The following is a 15,388-nucleotide window of genomic DNA, read 5'->3' as shown; positions in this document are numbered from 1 at the left end:
TTTATTTAAAATATGATAATAAATTTGCTTTTTTTGATGCGGATACCATTATTTCTTTTCCGTTGGATAAAAGCACGCTTCCACCCTTACCTTTTTTATATTTTACAATTTCGTTTACGTTTACCAAATACGATTTGTGCACGCGTGCAAAACCACTTTCTTTTAAAAGATCGTCAAAGTGTTTTAAGGTTTTACTAACTACTTTTTTGGTGTTTTCGAAGTAGATTTCGGTATAATTATCATCTGCCTTACAAAACAGAATGTCTTTTACCGATACCACTTCAAATCCGTCTTGTTGTGGAATGGTAATTTTATTTAAATTTGTAATACTCTTGGTTGTTAAAACCGTGTTTTCTAACGTTTGTTCTTTGGTTTTAATTTCTTCAACCAAATTTACTGCTTTAATTAATTCATCTATCGAAATAGGTTTTAATAAATAATATGTTGCTTGATTGTTTAAAGCTTCTATTGCATAATGATCGTAGGCGGTTACAAAAATGGTTTCGAAGGTTTGATTTTCTATTTTTTCTAACAAATCAAATCCATTTCCATAAGGCATTTCTACATCTAAAAACACCAAATCTAACTCGTGTTCTTCAATCAATTTTTGTCCGTCTTTTATATTATCTGCTTCTCCTAATAATTGAATATTAGGACAATATTTTGTTATATAATTTCGCAAAATATCTCTACCAATGGCTTCATCTTCAATAATGATTGCTTTTAACTTCATCTTTAATTTTTCTTTAAAATCAGTTCGACTTTTGTTCCGCTACCATCTTCAAAAACATCAGAAACTGTAACTTTAATTTTATCTTTATACATACTGTTTAAAATAGCAATTCTGTTTTCAATGGTACTTATTCCTTTCGATTTTTGCTGTAATTGATGTTTTGTTTTTATTTCCATCGATTTCTTTCTACCAACTCCGTCATCTTGCACCGTTATTAAAATCGTATTCGCTGTTTGCTGACGCATAGAAATCTCTAAATTCCCTTTTTCTTTTTTATAACGGAGTCCGTGCCAAATAGCGTTTTCTATATAAGGTTGTAGTAACATTGGCGGAATAGAAAAGTTTTCTCTTTTGATTTTTTCATCAATAAACATTACATAATCAAACTTGTCTTTAAAGCGATTATGTTCTAATTTCACATACAATTCTAACAACTCTATTTCTTTTGCTAACGGAATAAAATCTTCATCAGAATTTTCTAAAACTGACCGCATTAATACTGAAAATTCCGATAAATAACGATTCGCACTTCGTTCGTCATTTACTGCTATAAAATTATTTACCGAGTTTAAAGCATTAAATATAAAATGCGGATTCATTTGCGATCGCATTGATTTTAATGCCAATAAATTGTTTGCTAATTTTTGTTGTTTATTAGTGCGAAACATAAAATATGCCAACAAACTCATTAAAAAGAAACCTCCGATTAATGAATAAATAATCAGTTTTTGCTGTTTATTACTTTCCTGTATTAATTGTTGATCTTTATATGCCAAGCTTATTTTACTATCGCTTAATTGCTTGTCTTTTTCTAAACTTCGGATTCGATTTTGGTTGTTTGCTATTTTTTTTCCAAACCTTTTAACTTGTTGAATTTCTTGTTCTTTTTTTGAATACAACGTATCTACCAACTTTACGTAATCTTGATAACTCTCTAACGCTTTTGTATAATCACCAACAGTTGCATATACTTCAGAAAGCCTACGTGTTGCATCTTTCTGTATGATTAAATCTTCTTTTTCGCCCGCTTCTTTTATACTTTTTTTAAAGAAAGGAATTGCTTCGTTATAAGATTCTTTTTGAATGTAAGCATTTCCTATTTTGTAGTTAATTTTTTGCGGTGTAATCGAATCGACTAATGATTCTTTATCTACTGCTTCAATATTAATTTCATCAGCCTCTACTAAACTTTGCTTTCGCAATTGAATTTCATCATCATATCTGCGAGATGAATTGTAAAAATCAGCTACTTTTTCTTGCTCTTTTAAGGCTCTTTTTTGATTTTCTTTAGATGCTAATTTTAACGAGTTTTGAAAATATCCATCAGCCTTTTGTGTTTTTCCTTGTGCCGCAAAAACTTCTGCTAACTTCGAATTTAAATCCGTTATTTTTGGTGTTACGTAATTATCTTTAGCAATCTTTAAAGCTTCTTTATAATTGCTAGAAGCCTTACTATATTGTTTCGTTTCCTTAAAAACATCGCCTAAACCTTCATAAATCTTTAGTTGCTCATAAGCACTTATTTTAAAACGTAAACTTGCTTTGTAACTACTTTCACTTTCTTTATATTTTTTTAATAAAAATTGTGTTTTTGCTAATAAAAAAAGAACTTTTGAATTATTTAGCTCCTTTAAAGAAACAGTATAGTTTTCTTCAGCTAAATCATATTGTTTCCAATAAAAATAAATATCAGCCAACTCTTTGTAAGCAATAGCTCTTTGTTTTTTTGTTGAAGAATTTAGTAACATTTTTTCGATAGCAGCGATGCTCTTATCAATATTTTTTTTCTTATAAAATTTTACTGAATCTAAATACTTCGTATACAAATCTATCTTTTTATAACTTGAATATTTTAACTTCGACTTTCTTTCTCGTGTAAAATCTTCAACCAGTACTTTTATATCCTCGTCATCTTTAATTGTATAATAAATAGTTTCAAAGCCTGTATGAGAAACTACTAATTGACTTCCCTTTTGAGCCGTTACAATATATCGCCCTTTTATGTTTGAAAAATTAAAAATACGTCCATTAACGGTTACCGTTGCATCTTTTATTGGTTGTTGCGTATTATCGTTAATTACCTGAACCTTTACAGTAAACTCTTTTTTTTGTTCTTCAAAAACCTGAGCATACCCTGAAAAAAAGTTTAGTAAACACAATGCAAATATTATTTTAAAAAATCTTTTCATCTTTTATTTATTACTGTAAACATACACACAAAAGTTGAGTACAAAAAATGAACTTCCTTAAATAACAGTACCAAGAAACATTAAAAAATTACTTTCACTCATTTTTTTAACCACTTTACTCACTTAGATTACTCGTTACCTCATTCTTAATTTTTTAAAAAGAAAGTTGCTTGTAGTTTTACAGTATTGTAAGTCGGCAAAATTTGATTCAATAATAATTTAAAACAAAAAAACATGAAAAATTATATCTTAAAAACAGTCTTCATTTTTACTTTCTTAACTTCAATTACTAGTTATGCTACAAATCCAATAAATAAAGCAAAAAAACAAACTACTAAAGTTGCATTATTACTTGATACTAGTAGCAGTATGGACGGGCTTATAAATCAGGCAAAAGCACAATTATGGGAAATCATTAATGAATTATCACATGCTAAATGTGAAGGAAAAACTCCAAAATTAGAAATTGCTTTATACGAATATGGTAATAGTCGTCTTTCTTCTAAAGAAGGCTACATCCGTCAGGTTTTACAATTTACAAGTGACTTAGACGCTATTTCTGAACAGTTATTTTCTTTAACTACCAACGGCGGTAGTGAGTTTTGCGGACAGGTAATTCAAACCTCTTTAAATGAGCTAGAATGGGGCGATAATAAACGTGATTTAAAAATGATTTTTATTGCAGGAAACGAACCTTTTACACAAGGAAAATTAAATTATAAAGATGCTATTACCAACGCTAAAGAAAATGACATTACAGTTAACACTATTTTTTGTGGTAATTACGACCAAGGTGTTTCTGGAATGTGGCAAGACGGAGCTGCTTATGGTGGCGGAGATTATATGACAATTAATCACAACAAAAACATTGTACATATTGTAACACCGTATGATAATGACATTATTATTTTAAATAAACAACTAAATAAAACCTATATTCATTATGGAAGTGTTGGACATTCAAAATACACTAATCAAGCAAAACAAGATGCCAATGCTGAAGTTTTAGATGAAGTTGTTGTTGTAAAACGTGCTATTAGTAAAAGTTCTAAATTATATAACAATGCTGAATGGGATTTGGTTGATGCTTCTAAAGAAAAAGAAATAGATTATAAAAAACTAAAAAAATCTCAACTTCCTAAAAAACTACAAGGAAAGTCATCCGAAGAAATAAAAAAATATGTTGCTACTAAACGAAAAGAAAGAGCTAAAATTCAAGAAAAAATTCAACATTTAAATAAAAAAAGAAAACAATATGTTGCTAAAAAACAACATGAAAAAAACTCTAAAAATGAGTTAGAAAACGTAATGATTAAAGCAATAAAAAAACAAGCTAAAAAGAAAAAATATTCTTGGTAAAATAAAAAACAGTCGTTATTAAAATAACGGCTGTTTTTTATTACGTAGAAGTTGTTTTAATTTAACAACAACTTTTCTCCAATACTGATTGTATTATCGGTAAGTCCGTTTACTTGTTTTAGTCTACTAACAGATATTTGATATTTTCTTGCGATAGAATACAGTGTATCTCCTTTTTCTACTTTATGATAATTATTAGTTATGCCTATATTCTGGGTTGCTTTATTTTTAAATTTAACTCTATCGTACTTTGCTAATCCATATTTATTAATAATTGAGATTAACTTTTGTGGATAGCGTTTATCAGTAGCATAACCAGCTTTTCTTAAGCCATACGCCCAGCCTTTATAGTTGGTATGCCCTAACCTAAACAAACTAGCATAACGACTTCTTGTAAGTAAAAACTGCGAATGATCTTCATAAGAAGTTTCTGGGTATTTATACTTTCTAAAACACTCTCCTTTTTCATCATCATCATGTGTTACACTTTTTCCTTGCCATCCTTTATGACATTTTATTCCGAAATGATTGTTCGAACGAACTGCCAAGGCGCTTCTTCCACTACCAGACTCTAACACTCCTTGTGCTAAAGTTATACTAGCAGGAATTTTATGCTCGTGCATTTTTTTTACGGCAATCGGTGCAAATTTATGAATATAAGTAAGTGTATGATTTCCGTTTGTTTTTATCGGTTTTGGTATTTGCTCTAATTGTGGAAGCTCTGGATACACTTCTTCTTGCTCTAAAACAACAACTTTTTTACGGTTTTTTGTAACCGCATTTTTATTAGAACCACAACTCACTAAAAAAGTGGCACTCAAAACTATATAAGTAACTAATTTTAAATTCATTAATTTTTTATTAACGCTTTATTTTTCTTTTTTAACTTTTGATTAACCCCAGCAATCCCTTGTAATCCACCTGTATGAATTGCTATGATTTTACTGTTTTCAGGAAACAGGTTTTCTTTAACCATATCAATAATTCCGAATAACATTTTACCTGTGTAAATAGGATCTAATGGAATTTTTACTTGCTCTTTAAATTCGTTTATAAAACGAATTAAATTTTCATCATATTTTCCGTAACCCCCAAAATGATAGTCAGTTTGCAAGCTCCAATTACTTTTATTATTTGCAAAACGTTCAACTTCTTGCTGAAAAAAATCACCTTTTAATGCAGGAAAACCTATTACTTTTTGATGCTTTTTTGCTGCATTTATCAATCCAGCAATAGTTCCACCAGTACCAATTGCGCAACAAATATAATCGAAATTCTCGTCTTCTTCGTTTAAGATTTCTTTACAACCTTTAATTGCTTGTTCGTTTGTTCCTCCTTCGGGGATTAAATAAAAGTCGCCAAACTCATATTTTAAATCATTTATAAATTCTTCGGATGTTTTATTTCTGTAAACACTTCTTGAAACAAACTTAAATTCCATTCCGTTTTTATGTGCCTCTTGCAAAGTTGAATTTCCTGCCAATGTTTTTTCAAGATTATTTCCCAATTCATCACCACGAATTACTCCGATGGTTTTAAAACCAGATAAACTCCCCGCAACTGCTGTTGCTACTATATGATTAGAAAAAGCGCCTCCAAAGGTTAATAATATTTTTTTTTGTTGATTTTTAGCTTCTGCAATGTTATATTTTAGTTTTCTAAACTTATTTCCTGAAACAAATGGATGAATTTCATCCTCTCGTTTTATAAACAACTCCACTTTTTTTTCTTCTAATATCGGAAGAAATACCTGTTGATTTTCACTTTTAAAAACTTGATTAAAAAAAAAGTTATGTATACTATTCAATGCAAAAAATATTTATGTAAAAATAATAGAAATCTCAATTAATTTATAACTATTTTTCACTTGATTTTATAATAAAAAAACGATTTTAGCTTATTAAACTTACGTCATTATATAAAAACAATGGATTTAAATTTTGAAGAAATAATTAAAGAAACTTTTTTTAAAGTTAAAAATATGGATGACAGTGGAAAAACTGCTTCTTATATTCCTGAATTAGCACTTATAGATTCCGAAAATTTTGGGGTTCATATAACTACCATCAATCAAGATAACTTTGGTATAGGTGATTGTTATAAAAAATTTTCTATCCAAAGTATAGCCAAAGTGTTAGCACTTAGTTTAGCTTATAAACTTTTAGGGGATAAAATATGGAATCGGGTTGGGGTTGAACCATCGGGTACCGCATTTAATTCTTTAGTGCAACTTGAGGCTGATAATGGTATACCAAGAAATCCTTTTTTAAACGGCGGTGCGCTTGTTATTTCTGATATTTTATTAAGTCATTTAAAAAATCCTAAAGAAGATTTTTTAAATTTTGTTCGTCAAATTTCTAACAATACTACAATTGATTATTCTAGTAAAATTGCAGAGTCAGAAAAAGCGGTTGGCTACCGAAATGTTGCCTTATGTAATTTTATTAAATCCTTCGGATGTATTGATAATACCCCATCAGATGTTCTTGATTTTTACTTTAACCTTTGTTCGTTAGAAATGAGTTGCAAAGAATTATCTGAAATGTTTTTATTTTTAGCTAACAATGGTATTGGAGCACCTTCTAATCAAAATATTTTAAGTGAAAGTGAATCTAAAAGAATAAATGCTTTGATGCAAACTTGTGGATTTTATGATGAATCTGGTGAGTTTGCTTTTAAAGTAGGCCTTCCTGGAAAAAGTGGTGTTGGTGGTGGTATTATAGCAATACATCCAGATCAATATGCAATTGCTGTTTGGAGTCCGAAACTTAATAAAAAAGGAAACTCTTATAAAGGAATGAAGTTTTTAGAGGAGTTTACCTCAAAAACCGAGCTTTCTATATTTTAAAAAATCAGCAATCATCGTATTTATGATTGCTGATTTAAATGAGTTAATGTGCTATTACATTCTAAAAACCAGTAACCTGTTCTTCTACATTTTCCCAATCGTGCATTAAATTTTCTAAGCTTGTCTTTTTAGCTTTATATTTTTCAAAGAAATTAGGACGAGATGAAACTTCGTCATAATTATTTGCTAATTCTAAATCTATCTTTTCAATTTCTTTTTCTAAATCAGCAATTTGAGTTTCAATTTTATTCAGTTTATTTTTAAGTTTTTTCAACTCTTTTTCTTGCTCTCTAGATAATTGATGTGCTTCTTTTTTAGTGGTATCTTTTTCTTCTTTAACAACGGTTCTCTTTTCAGCTTCCCTAAGATTTTCCATCTTATGCTGCTCTAAGAAATAATCAATATCTCCTAAATACTCTTTAATTACCTTATCTTTAAATCCGTAAACGGTTGATGTTAATCCTTGTAAAAAATCTCTATCGTGAGAAACTACGATTAAAGTTCCGTCAAAATTTTGTAATGCAGTTTTTAATACATTTTTAGAAGCAATATCTAAGTGGTTTGTTGGCTCATCCATTATTAACACGTTAAATGGTGATAATAATAATTTACATAAAGCTAATCGATTTCTTTCTCCTCCTGATAATACTTTTGCTTTTTTATCTACTGCATCACCTCCAAATAAAAACGACCCCAACATATCTCTAACACGCATTCTGTTGGTGTCTGAAGCAGCATCTTCCATAATTTCTAACACTGTTTTCTCTGGTGGTAGCTCTTCTGATTGATTTTGAGCAAAATACCCTATTTGTACATTATGTCCTAATTTAAGGTTTCCTGTAAACGGAATTTCACCAACCATCATCTTTGCTAAGGTAGATTTTCCTTGTCCGTTTTGACCAACAAAAGCTATTTTACTATTGCGCTCAATTAATAAATCAACATCTTCCAAAACATGTTTATCTCCATAACTTTTACTTAAACCATCAGCTTCAACAATAATTTTTCCTGGTTCTTTTGATATTGCAAAACGAACATTCATTGCTGCATTATCATCTTGATCAACCTCAATTAATTCAACTTTATCAAGTTGCTTCATTAACGATTGTGCCATCGAAGCTTTACTTGCTTTTGCTTTAAATTTATTGATTAAATGTTGCTTTTGTTTTATCTCTTTTTCTTGATTTTTTTGGGCTTGTAACTGTTTTTCTTTTATTTCTCCTCGTAATTTTAAAAACTCTGAATACGGTTTTTTATAATCGTAAATTTGCCCTAAAGAGATTTCGATTGTACGATTGGTAACATTATCTAAAAACATTTTATCATGCGAAACAAGTACAATTGCGCCTGAATAATTTTTTAAAAAGCTTTCTAACCAAATAATCGATTCTATATCTAAGTGATTGGTAGGTTCATCTAACAATAAAATATCATTGTCTTGCAATAACAACTTTGCTAATTCGATACGCATTCTCCATCCACCAGAAAAAGTGTTGGTTAATTTATCAAAATCTTCTCGTTGAAATCCTAAACCTTGTAAAATTTTCTCAGTATCACCTTGATAATTGTATCCTCCTAAAAGTTCGTATCGTTCAGTTAAATCGGTTAAATCGTGAATTAATTGTCCGTATGCTTCACTTTCATAATCGGTTCTTGTAGCTAGTTGATTGTTTATATCATCTAACTTCAACTCGATTTCTTTTATTTCTTCAAATGCTTGATATGCTTCTTCTAAAATTGTTCTTCCTTCAACAAAATCGATGTCTTGTCGTAAAAACCCCATTCGAATATCTTTATCAAAAGCCATCGTACCGCCACTAGTTTCAATATCTTTAGAAAGTACTTTTAAAAGTGTCGATTTTCCTGCTCCATTTTTTCCTATCAACCCAATTCTATCCCCTTTATTTAATTTAAAAGTGATTCCTGAAAACAAATCCGACCCCATGAAAGAAACCGATAAATTGTGTACGTTTAGCATAATTGTAATAATTGTTACTTATAAAAAGTTATAAAAAATTTACCTTTGCAAAAGTATATAAATTTATATTCGATTATGTTTAGAAAAGGAACAAAGTTATACAGTGTTTTAAAAGGTAAATGCCCACGTTGTCATGAAGGAGAATTCTTTAAACACGGCGCAACAATTAATCCTAAAAAAATAACTCAATTACATGATAATTGCCCTAATTGTAATTTAAAATACATGATGGAACCTTCTTTTTTCTTTGGAGCCATGTACGTAAACTACGGATTAGCTGTTGCTTTATTTGTTGCTATTTTTATTATTTCAAAAATGTTTTTTGGTTTAACAATTTTACAAAGTTTTATTACAATTGTAATCGTTTCTTTATTACTAACTCCTTTTACTTTGCGTTTATCTAGAATTATTTGGATAAACATTTTTGTTAGTTACGATAAAGGAAATAAAAAAATCTCTGATTAATTTTTATTCTGAAATTTTAAAATTAATCAGTTAATAAAAAACTGTTTTATTTGATATAATAATGAATAGCTAAATGAGTATAAAATTAGTTTATTAGAAATAAACTAATTTTCAAACCTTTTTATATTTATTTCGGGATCTAACTCTGCTCCTTTTTCAAGGTGGTTAAATAGGTTTTTAGCAACTGTTGGGCCAATCATAACCCCACGTGTACCTAGTCCGTTTAAAACGACTAATTGTTTATATTCTTGATGTACACCAACCAAAGGCCTTCGATCGTTTACTGTTGGTCTAATACCTGCTGTATGATCTGTTATGGTGTAAGGTACAGTGATTACCTTACTAAGCTTTTCTTCTAATTCTTTTCTAGCCTCATTTGTAGGATTACATGTCTTATCTGTCCAATTAAAAGTAGCTCCTACTTTATAGTAATCATTACCTAATGGCATTACAAATGCTGCTGATTTTAATAAAAAATCAATTTTTAAATCTGGCGCATGTATTGTTACAGTTTCACCTTTTGCTTCATTTAATGGTAAATGTTTAAAAAATGGGTTTTCAGTAATTCCATATCCTTCGCAAAAAACAACTTTGTTTGCTGTAATATTTTTATACTTCACTGCTTTATCAACAATACTTAATTTTGAATGCTCAAATGATTCATTAATTAAATTGTTTAATCTTTTAATATAAGCTCTATATGATTTTACTAGCAAGGCTGTGTCTATTCTCCCTGTTCCTGTTAATTCTCCAAAACCTAAATCACCAATAACTCCTTTAATTTTCTGTTTACTAATTTTAGGATTCATATAATTTGATAATGTTGGTTTATCTAAGGCTAAAAACCAATTATTTTCATCACCAATACTTCCAAAAGCTTTTTTAATAGAGAACTTATAATCTAATTTTATATTTAATTTTTCTTCTAGTTTTTTATACAAAGGCTGAGAATCAACAATTTGTTGATGACCATTCCAAACCGCATTAAATCGTTTTAATATTACTGGATTATATACACCACCTGCAACAATAGATGATGTTTGTGAATTGTTTTCAAAAACAACAAACGTTTTGTTTGCATTTAATAACTCTTCAACAAAAGCAATTCCTGCTAAACCTAGGCCTACAATAATATAATCTACATCAATTTTCATACATCAAAAATAGTGTTTATTACAACAAAAAAGAGCTTGCAATGCAAGCTCTTTTTATATTTTATGTACTATGTGGCATTAATAATTCCACATATCCATTTCTCTATTACGAATATTTTCCTTAACGCGATCAGCTTCTAATAATTGAAATAATGAATTACCTCGAACATAGTCTTTAATAGCTCTATCTCCGTAAATATTTTCTTCTTTTAGTATCGTAGAAGTAAATCTTCGAGCATTTAACAAGTTATCATACGATAACGGATGCGCTGTATTTTTAGGATTAAATACTTTAGATGCATGTAAGGTGTTTCTTGCATCTGGAAAAAATACCCAAAACAACTCATAAACATTATCTTTGTCATCAATTTCTTCAACTCCTAATGTTTGAACGTCAGGTCCCATAGGTGCTAAAGCCAACATACGGTATTTTAACTCTCCTCCTCTTTTATCAAAATACCAAAGCCCTTTTATTAAATATCCTTTAATATCTGCTGATTGAACTGAGTATGGATCCATGTTACCATAACCGTCATCACGCTCATTGTAGGTCATTTGTTTAATTTCTTCCATTCCTATTTTGGTTGTAAAATAAGAATCGCTATAAACTTCTTTGATTTCACCATTTTTGATTCCTTTTAATAAGGTATCAAATAACGAACGTCTTGTTAAACCTGCGTTAGTTGTATCAATTGGATAATAATAAGGTAAATTGATTTTTTGATTTAAATCAACATATTCCCATACTACTTTAGACCATAATACATCTCTATCGCTAATATAACCATAAGGAAGAGGTTTATCGTCTTCTGAAGCTATTTGGGCCTCAGATTTAAATCCAATCTCTTCAACCTTTTTAGAGTTTAAAAGGTTAGCTTGTGCACTTGCATAACTTGTGGTTGCAAGGGCAAATAAAACCATATAAAAACGCTTCCAATTCATACTTTAATTTTTTACTTATTAATTCGTAATTTCAATACTTACAGGTAATACCTTCTTGATCTTATAATTAGATCCTGAAACAGATGCTTTGATGTCATAAATAGTGATTACATCATTTCTTCTTGCTTTACCTAATGCTTGTTTTGCTCTAGCTGATAAACTTCTTCCATTTACAGGAATTGTTACCTGACCCGGAACTTTAATTTTAAAACTAGATACATTTAATTTTAAATCAAATAAGAAATCTGGTAAACCTGCAGCAACGCTAATTCTAGCAACACTTGCTTTAGGCATTTTTACTGTACCATATTGACCTCTTACCATACCAACTGCTGGTGGTATATCTTTAATTCTGTATTTTTTAGGCGTACTAATTTTTCCACCTCCTGGTAATGTTGCCGATACTCTAATAGTAACTTCGCTTCCCTTACCTGGGTTCATTACATACTTATCACCTTTAACTCTTCTTAATCCTGGTGCTGATGCTGTAACTTTATTTCCTGAAACTCCTGGTACAGAAATTGTTAATGGATTTGATAACCCACGGTATACAACATTCATTTTATCTGCAGATACAACAGCTTCGTTAGGTTTAGGAATTACTGAGTAACCTCCTAAAATAGGAATTGTTACTAAAGAATCATTTTCCATAAACTGGAATTCTCCTTTTAATTCCTTATCTCCTACTGATCCTGCAGGACCATCTAAAATAACTTGACCAGCTTGAATTTTATCAGCAGGCATTTCTTTACCGTTAACGATAACTTTTTCGGCTGTTAAATTAGGATCATTCTTACCTAACACAATTTTACCAGATAATTTTTCACCCGGATAGTATGCGTTTTTATCAAAAATAACCATGGCATCATAGTTTGTCATTGACACCGCACTTTCTAACTCTCCTTGTAATAAAGCTGTTAACGCATCAGATTCAGTCGTTTTAATATCAGCCTGAATTTGTGTTAACTTAGTTAATGATGCTATTAAAGGGAAACCTTCATAGTTATAGTTTAACCAATTTTTAGTAACTCCATCCTGACCTTTAACGTCTGCAGTACTAAAACGCGCTTTTACAACCGTAGATAATTCAGACTCACCTAAAACTGCTAAAGATTGCTCTCTAAACTGGTTTACTTTATCTACAAATTCTTTTCCTTTAGGTGTAATCTTTCCGCTTGCGAAAAAATATTGATCTAAAAACCCTGATTTATCCATAGATTCATAGGCTTTTTTATCTTCTAAATCACTTGTCATTTGAGTTTTTAACGCTCCAATGTAGGCGAAGAATTCATCTGCCATTACTCTAAGCTTGTCTGTTTTTCCTTTAGCTTCACCATATTGCTTTGCTTGCTCTTGTGCTTTTAATGCTAAAGTTTCATACGAAGCTTTATTTTTTTCGGTAGCTCTAATATTAGACTCCGATAATTTCTCATTCATTAATCCAAAGGCTGATAGAACTTCTTTACTCATATTCATTGCCAACATTGCAATAAATACAAGATACATTAAGTTTACCATCCTTTGCCTTGGTGACTGTTTTCCTCCTGCCATCTTTAATTAGTTTGTTTAGTTAATATTAAAATTAGATAAACTAATTAATTATTTAGTTGACATTGCAGTTAACATTCCTCCATATACTCCGTTTAAAGAAGATAAATTAGTTGCTAATGATTGCATTTGCTCTTGTAATCGTTGAGAATTTTCAACTAAAGCTGAATTTAAATCTGCTTGTTTTCCAGCGTTTTCAACTTGCGTAGTATATAATCCGTTTAACGACTCTAATTTAGCAGCTGCCATAGACATTTGCTCGTTGTATTGATTAGTTGAAGATACCGTTTTAGAAGTTGCTGTTAATCCTTCAGCAGCACCTTGAAAATTTTTAATACTATCTCCTAAACTAGAAATTAAATTTGCATCTAGCTTTGCTTCTTTTAAAATACTATCTAATTTTTGAGATAACATACTTTGTGCATCTTGTGGAGCAGCTTCTTTTCCTTTTTTCCCTAAAGATTGTCCGTCTGCTAACTCTGGATACACCTTAGTCCAATCTAACTCGTCTTCAATAGGTTCAAATGCTGAAATAGCAAAAATAATTGCTTCTACAACTAAACCTAGCGTTAGCATTACACCACCTGTTAACGGTCCTATTTTAAAGTGCATGATTTTAAATAAAGCTCCAAGTATTACTACTGAGGCTCCTAAACCATAAGCCATGTTAAAAATTTTCTTAGTTGATTTTGACTGTGCCATAATTTTTCTTTTGATTTTTGGGGATTATTATATTTATTATTGTTTGATTACTTACTTTTATTTGTACCTAAATAATCTTGTACAGTTCTAAAACCAATGTAACTTCTTGCAGTATCTGCATATTCCCAGTCACGAGAACTTACTTCTAAAAAGTATGCTACATCTTTCCATGAACCTCCACGGATAATTTTCCTACGGTTTTCTTTAATCTCTACATTAGGATTCATTGTTGACCCCATATAGTAAGACATTTGATTATATGCTGTATTTGTCCATTCTGAAACATTACCTGCCATATTATATAACCCATATTCATTTGGATTAAAAGAAACAGCTTCAACAGTATATAAAGCTCCATCAGCAGCATAATCACCACGTACTGGTTTAAAGTTTGCTAAAAAACAACCTCTATCACTTGTTGTACTCGGTCCACCCCAAGGGTATTTACCATAGTTTAAACCTCCACGAGCAGCATATTCCCATTCTGCTTCGGTTGGTAATCTAAAAGAAGGAACTAATCCTAATTTTTTTCTAGAACGCTGAAAATTATTTTTTGTTTGTGTTCTCCAATGACAAAATGCTTTTGCTTGATTCCATGTTACTCCAACTACAGGATAATTTTCATAAGCTTTGTGCGCAAAGTACTCTTGGTGCATTGGATCATTATATGAATAATTAAAATCTTTAATCCAAACTGTTGTATCAGGGTATACGTTTATCACTTCACTTTTCATGAAATTTTTTCTATTTTTACCTGTTTTAGCAGCCTGCTCATTATCAAACCAATAATATCTGTAATTAAGTAATTTTGTATTAAATGTTCTTATTCCGTTTAAAGATTCATCTTTCTTTAAATATAATGAATCCATTACTTCAACATAATCTACATCAGGGTATTCTTGTTGTTCCCAAACTAATTCTTCTTGCCAATTTAATGGTTTTAAAGAATCCATACCTTCTCCTAATTCGTAATAATTCTCACGCATATACTTTGCGTATGGAGATTCGTTTACTGTATCTGCTGATGCAAATGCATATAATTGAATACCTGTTGCATTTTTACCTGCATTTGCAGGATCAACATCACCTCCTGAAGCAAACTCAGCTTGGTATGCTAATTTTGTTCTCGTAATAGAATCTCTTACCCAAAACACAAATTGTTTGTATTCACTATTTGTAATTTCAGATTCATCCATATAAAACGGCTGAACAGTAACTGTTTTTGTTGGTGCATTCATTGCACCTAAAGGATCTTCATCTTGCTTACCCATTGTAAAAGAACCTCCAGGTATTTTCGCCATTCCAAAAGGTTTTTCTGCAAACCATTTTCTTTTTGACTTTTCACCTACCAATTCTCCCCTATCACCACTTGACCCACAAGCGTATATTAGAGATACTAACAATGCATATATTACTACTTTCTTCATATTATTTCTTTCTTATAAAAGAGGTCGTAAACCTATTATTTTT

General features: G+C 30.3%; 13 protein-coding genes. 3 read left to right on the top strand and 10 right to left on the bottom strand.

The features are described from left to right. Window position 1: 1 nt before the first annotated feature. Entirely contained in the window at window positions 2-733 is a 732-nt protein-coding gene (locus Q4586_RS08435; RefSeq protein ID WP_303528313.1) for a LytR/AlgR family response regulator transcription factor, read from the bottom strand. A gap of 2 nt (window positions 734-735) precedes the next feature. Then, entirely contained in the window at window positions 736-2,922 is a 2,187-nt protein-coding gene (locus Q4586_RS08430; RefSeq protein WP_303528310.1) for a tetratricopeptide repeat-containing sensor histidine kinase, read from the bottom strand. A 234-nt stretch (window positions 2,923-3,156) separates the two neighbouring features. Here Q4586_RS08430 and Q4586_RS08425 point away from each other — a divergent pair, with 234 nt between their 5' ends. Next, complete coding sequence (locus Q4586_RS08425) at window positions 3,157-4,281, top strand: vWA domain-containing protein (RefSeq protein ID WP_068703159.1); 1,125 nt, start codon at window positions 3,157-3,159, stop codon at window positions 4,279-4,281. A gap of 56 nt (window positions 4,282-4,337) precedes the next feature. Here the strand turns inward: Q4586_RS08425 and Q4586_RS08420 are convergent, their stop codons facing one another. Together Q4586_RS08420 and Q4586_RS08415 are read right to left on the bottom strand one after the other, a co-directional pair. After that, window positions 4,338-5,132, bottom strand: coding sequence for a glucosaminidase domain-containing protein (locus tag Q4586_RS08420; protein ID WP_068703156.1), 795 nt, complete (start codon window positions 5,130-5,132; stop codon window positions 4,338-4,340). After that, entirely contained in the window at window positions 5,132-6,088 is a 957-nt protein-coding gene (locus tag Q4586_RS08415) for a 1-aminocyclopropane-1-carboxylate deaminase/D-cysteine desulfhydrase (protein WP_084443071.1), read from the bottom strand. The genes Q4586_RS08420 and Q4586_RS08415 overlap by 1 nt, the downstream gene beginning before the upstream one ends. 120 nt (window positions 6,089-6,208) lie before the next feature. Here Q4586_RS08415 and Q4586_RS08410 point away from each other — a divergent pair, with 120 nt between their 5' ends. Next, complete coding sequence (locus Q4586_RS08410) at window positions 6,209-7,129, top strand: glutaminase (RefSeq protein WP_303528301.1); 921 nt, start codon at window positions 6,209-6,211, stop codon at window positions 7,127-7,129. A gap of 61 nt (window positions 7,130-7,190) precedes the next feature. Here Q4586_RS08410 and Q4586_RS08405 read toward each other — a convergent pair whose 3' ends face one another. Then, window positions 7,191-9,107, bottom strand: coding sequence for an ABC-F family ATP-binding cassette domain-containing protein (locus Q4586_RS08405; protein ID WP_068703152.1), 1,917 nt, complete (start codon window positions 9,105-9,107; stop codon window positions 7,191-7,193). A gap of 45 nt (window positions 9,108-9,152) precedes the next feature. Between Q4586_RS08405 and Q4586_RS08400 the strand changes: the two genes are divergently transcribed. After that, window positions 9,153-9,572 (top strand): DUF983 domain-containing protein, encoded by a 420-nt coding sequence (locus Q4586_RS08400; RefSeq protein WP_367997827.1) that lies wholly within the window; start codon window positions 9,153-9,155, stop codon window positions 9,570-9,572. 104 nt (window positions 9,573-9,676) lie between these two features. Here the strand turns inward: Q4586_RS08400 and Q4586_RS08395 are convergent, their stop codons facing one another. The 5 genes from Q4586_RS08395 to porK form a co-directional block, all read right to left on the bottom strand. Then, window positions 9,677-10,726, bottom strand: a complete 1,050-nt coding sequence (locus Q4586_RS08395) for an NAD(P)/FAD-dependent oxidoreductase (RefSeq protein ID WP_367997991.1) — start codon at window positions 10,724-10,726, stop codon at window positions 9,677-9,679. A gap of 78 nt (window positions 10,727-10,804) precedes the next feature. Further along, window positions 10,805-11,668, bottom strand: coding sequence for a type IX secretion system ring subunit PorN/GldN (gene porN, locus Q4586_RS08390; protein ID WP_303528296.1), 864 nt, complete (start codon window positions 11,666-11,668; stop codon window positions 10,805-10,807). 18 nt (window positions 11,669-11,686) lie between these two features. Beyond that, window positions 11,687-13,219 carry a type IX secretion system motor protein PorM/GldM gene (gene porM, locus Q4586_RS08385; protein ID WP_068703144.1) on the bottom strand — a complete coding sequence of 511 codons (1,533 nt, stop codon included), beginning with the start codon at window positions 13,217-13,219 and terminating at the stop codon, window positions 11,687-11,689. A 48-nt stretch (window positions 13,220-13,267) separates the two neighbouring features. Continuing rightward, window positions 13,268-13,918 carry a type IX secretion system motor protein PorL/GldL gene (gene porL, locus Q4586_RS08380; protein WP_068703142.1) on the bottom strand — a complete coding sequence of 217 codons (651 nt, stop codon included), beginning with the start codon at window positions 13,916-13,918 and terminating at the stop codon, window positions 13,268-13,270. A 47-nt stretch (window positions 13,919-13,965) separates the two neighbouring features. Further along, window positions 13,966-15,345 carry a T9SS ring complex lipoprotein PorK/GldK gene (porK, locus tag Q4586_RS08375; protein ID WP_303528290.1) on the bottom strand — a complete coding sequence of 460 codons (1,380 nt, stop codon included), beginning with the start codon at window positions 15,343-15,345 and terminating at the stop codon, window positions 13,966-13,968. Window positions 15,346-15,388 lie beyond the last annotated feature (43 nt).

It is taken from the genome of Tenacibaculum soleae, assembly GCF_030549005.1.
Classification (GTDB): domain Bacteria; phylum Bacteroidota; class Bacteroidia; order Flavobacteriales; family Flavobacteriaceae; genus Polaribacter; species Polaribacter soleae.
Note: the sequence above shows the minus strand (reverse complement) of the source record. Positions and strands in the feature narration are given on the sequence as shown.

Bases quoted from the DNA above. Each gene is read 5' to 3' on its own strand.
- Q4586_RS08435 (WP_303528313.1), bottom strand. From the start codon at position 733: ATGAAGTTAAAAGCAATCATTATTGAAGATGAAGCCATTGGTAGAGAT.
- porL (WP_068703142.1), bottom strand. From the start codon at position 13,918: ATGGCACAGTCAAAATCAACTAAGAAAATTTTTAACATGGCTTATGGT.
- Q4586_RS08430 (WP_303528310.1), bottom strand. From the start codon at position 2,922: ATGAAAAGATTTTTTAAAATAATATTTGCATTGTGTTTACTAAACTTT.
- Q4586_RS08410 (WP_303528301.1), top strand. From the start codon at position 6,209: ATGGATTTAAATTTTGAAGAAATAATTAAAGAAACTTTTTTTAAAGTT.
- porM (WP_068703144.1), bottom strand. From the start codon at position 13,219: ATGGCAGGAGGAAAACAGTCACCAAGGCAAAGGATGGTAAACTTAATG.
- Q4586_RS08395 (WP_367997991.1), bottom strand. From the start codon at position 10,726: ATGAAAATTGATGTAGATTATATTATTGTAGGCCTAGGTTTAGCAGGA.
- porK (WP_303528290.1), bottom strand. From the start codon at position 15,345: ATGAAGAAAGTAGTAATATATGCATTGTTAGTATCTCTAATATACGCT.
- Q4586_RS08420 (WP_068703156.1), bottom strand. From the start codon at position 5,132: ATGAATTTAAAATTAGTTACTTATATAGTTTTGAGTGCCACTTTTTTA.
- Q4586_RS08405 (WP_068703152.1), bottom strand. From the start codon at position 9,107: ATGCTAAACGTACACAATTTATCGGTTTCTTTCATGGGGTCGGATTTG.
- Q4586_RS08425 (WP_068703159.1), top strand. From the start codon at position 3,157: ATGAAAAATTATATCTTAAAAACAGTCTTCATTTTTACTTTCTTAACT.
- porN (WP_303528296.1), bottom strand. From the start codon at position 11,668: ATGAATTGGAAGCGTTTTTATATGGTTTTATTTGCCCTTGCAACCACA.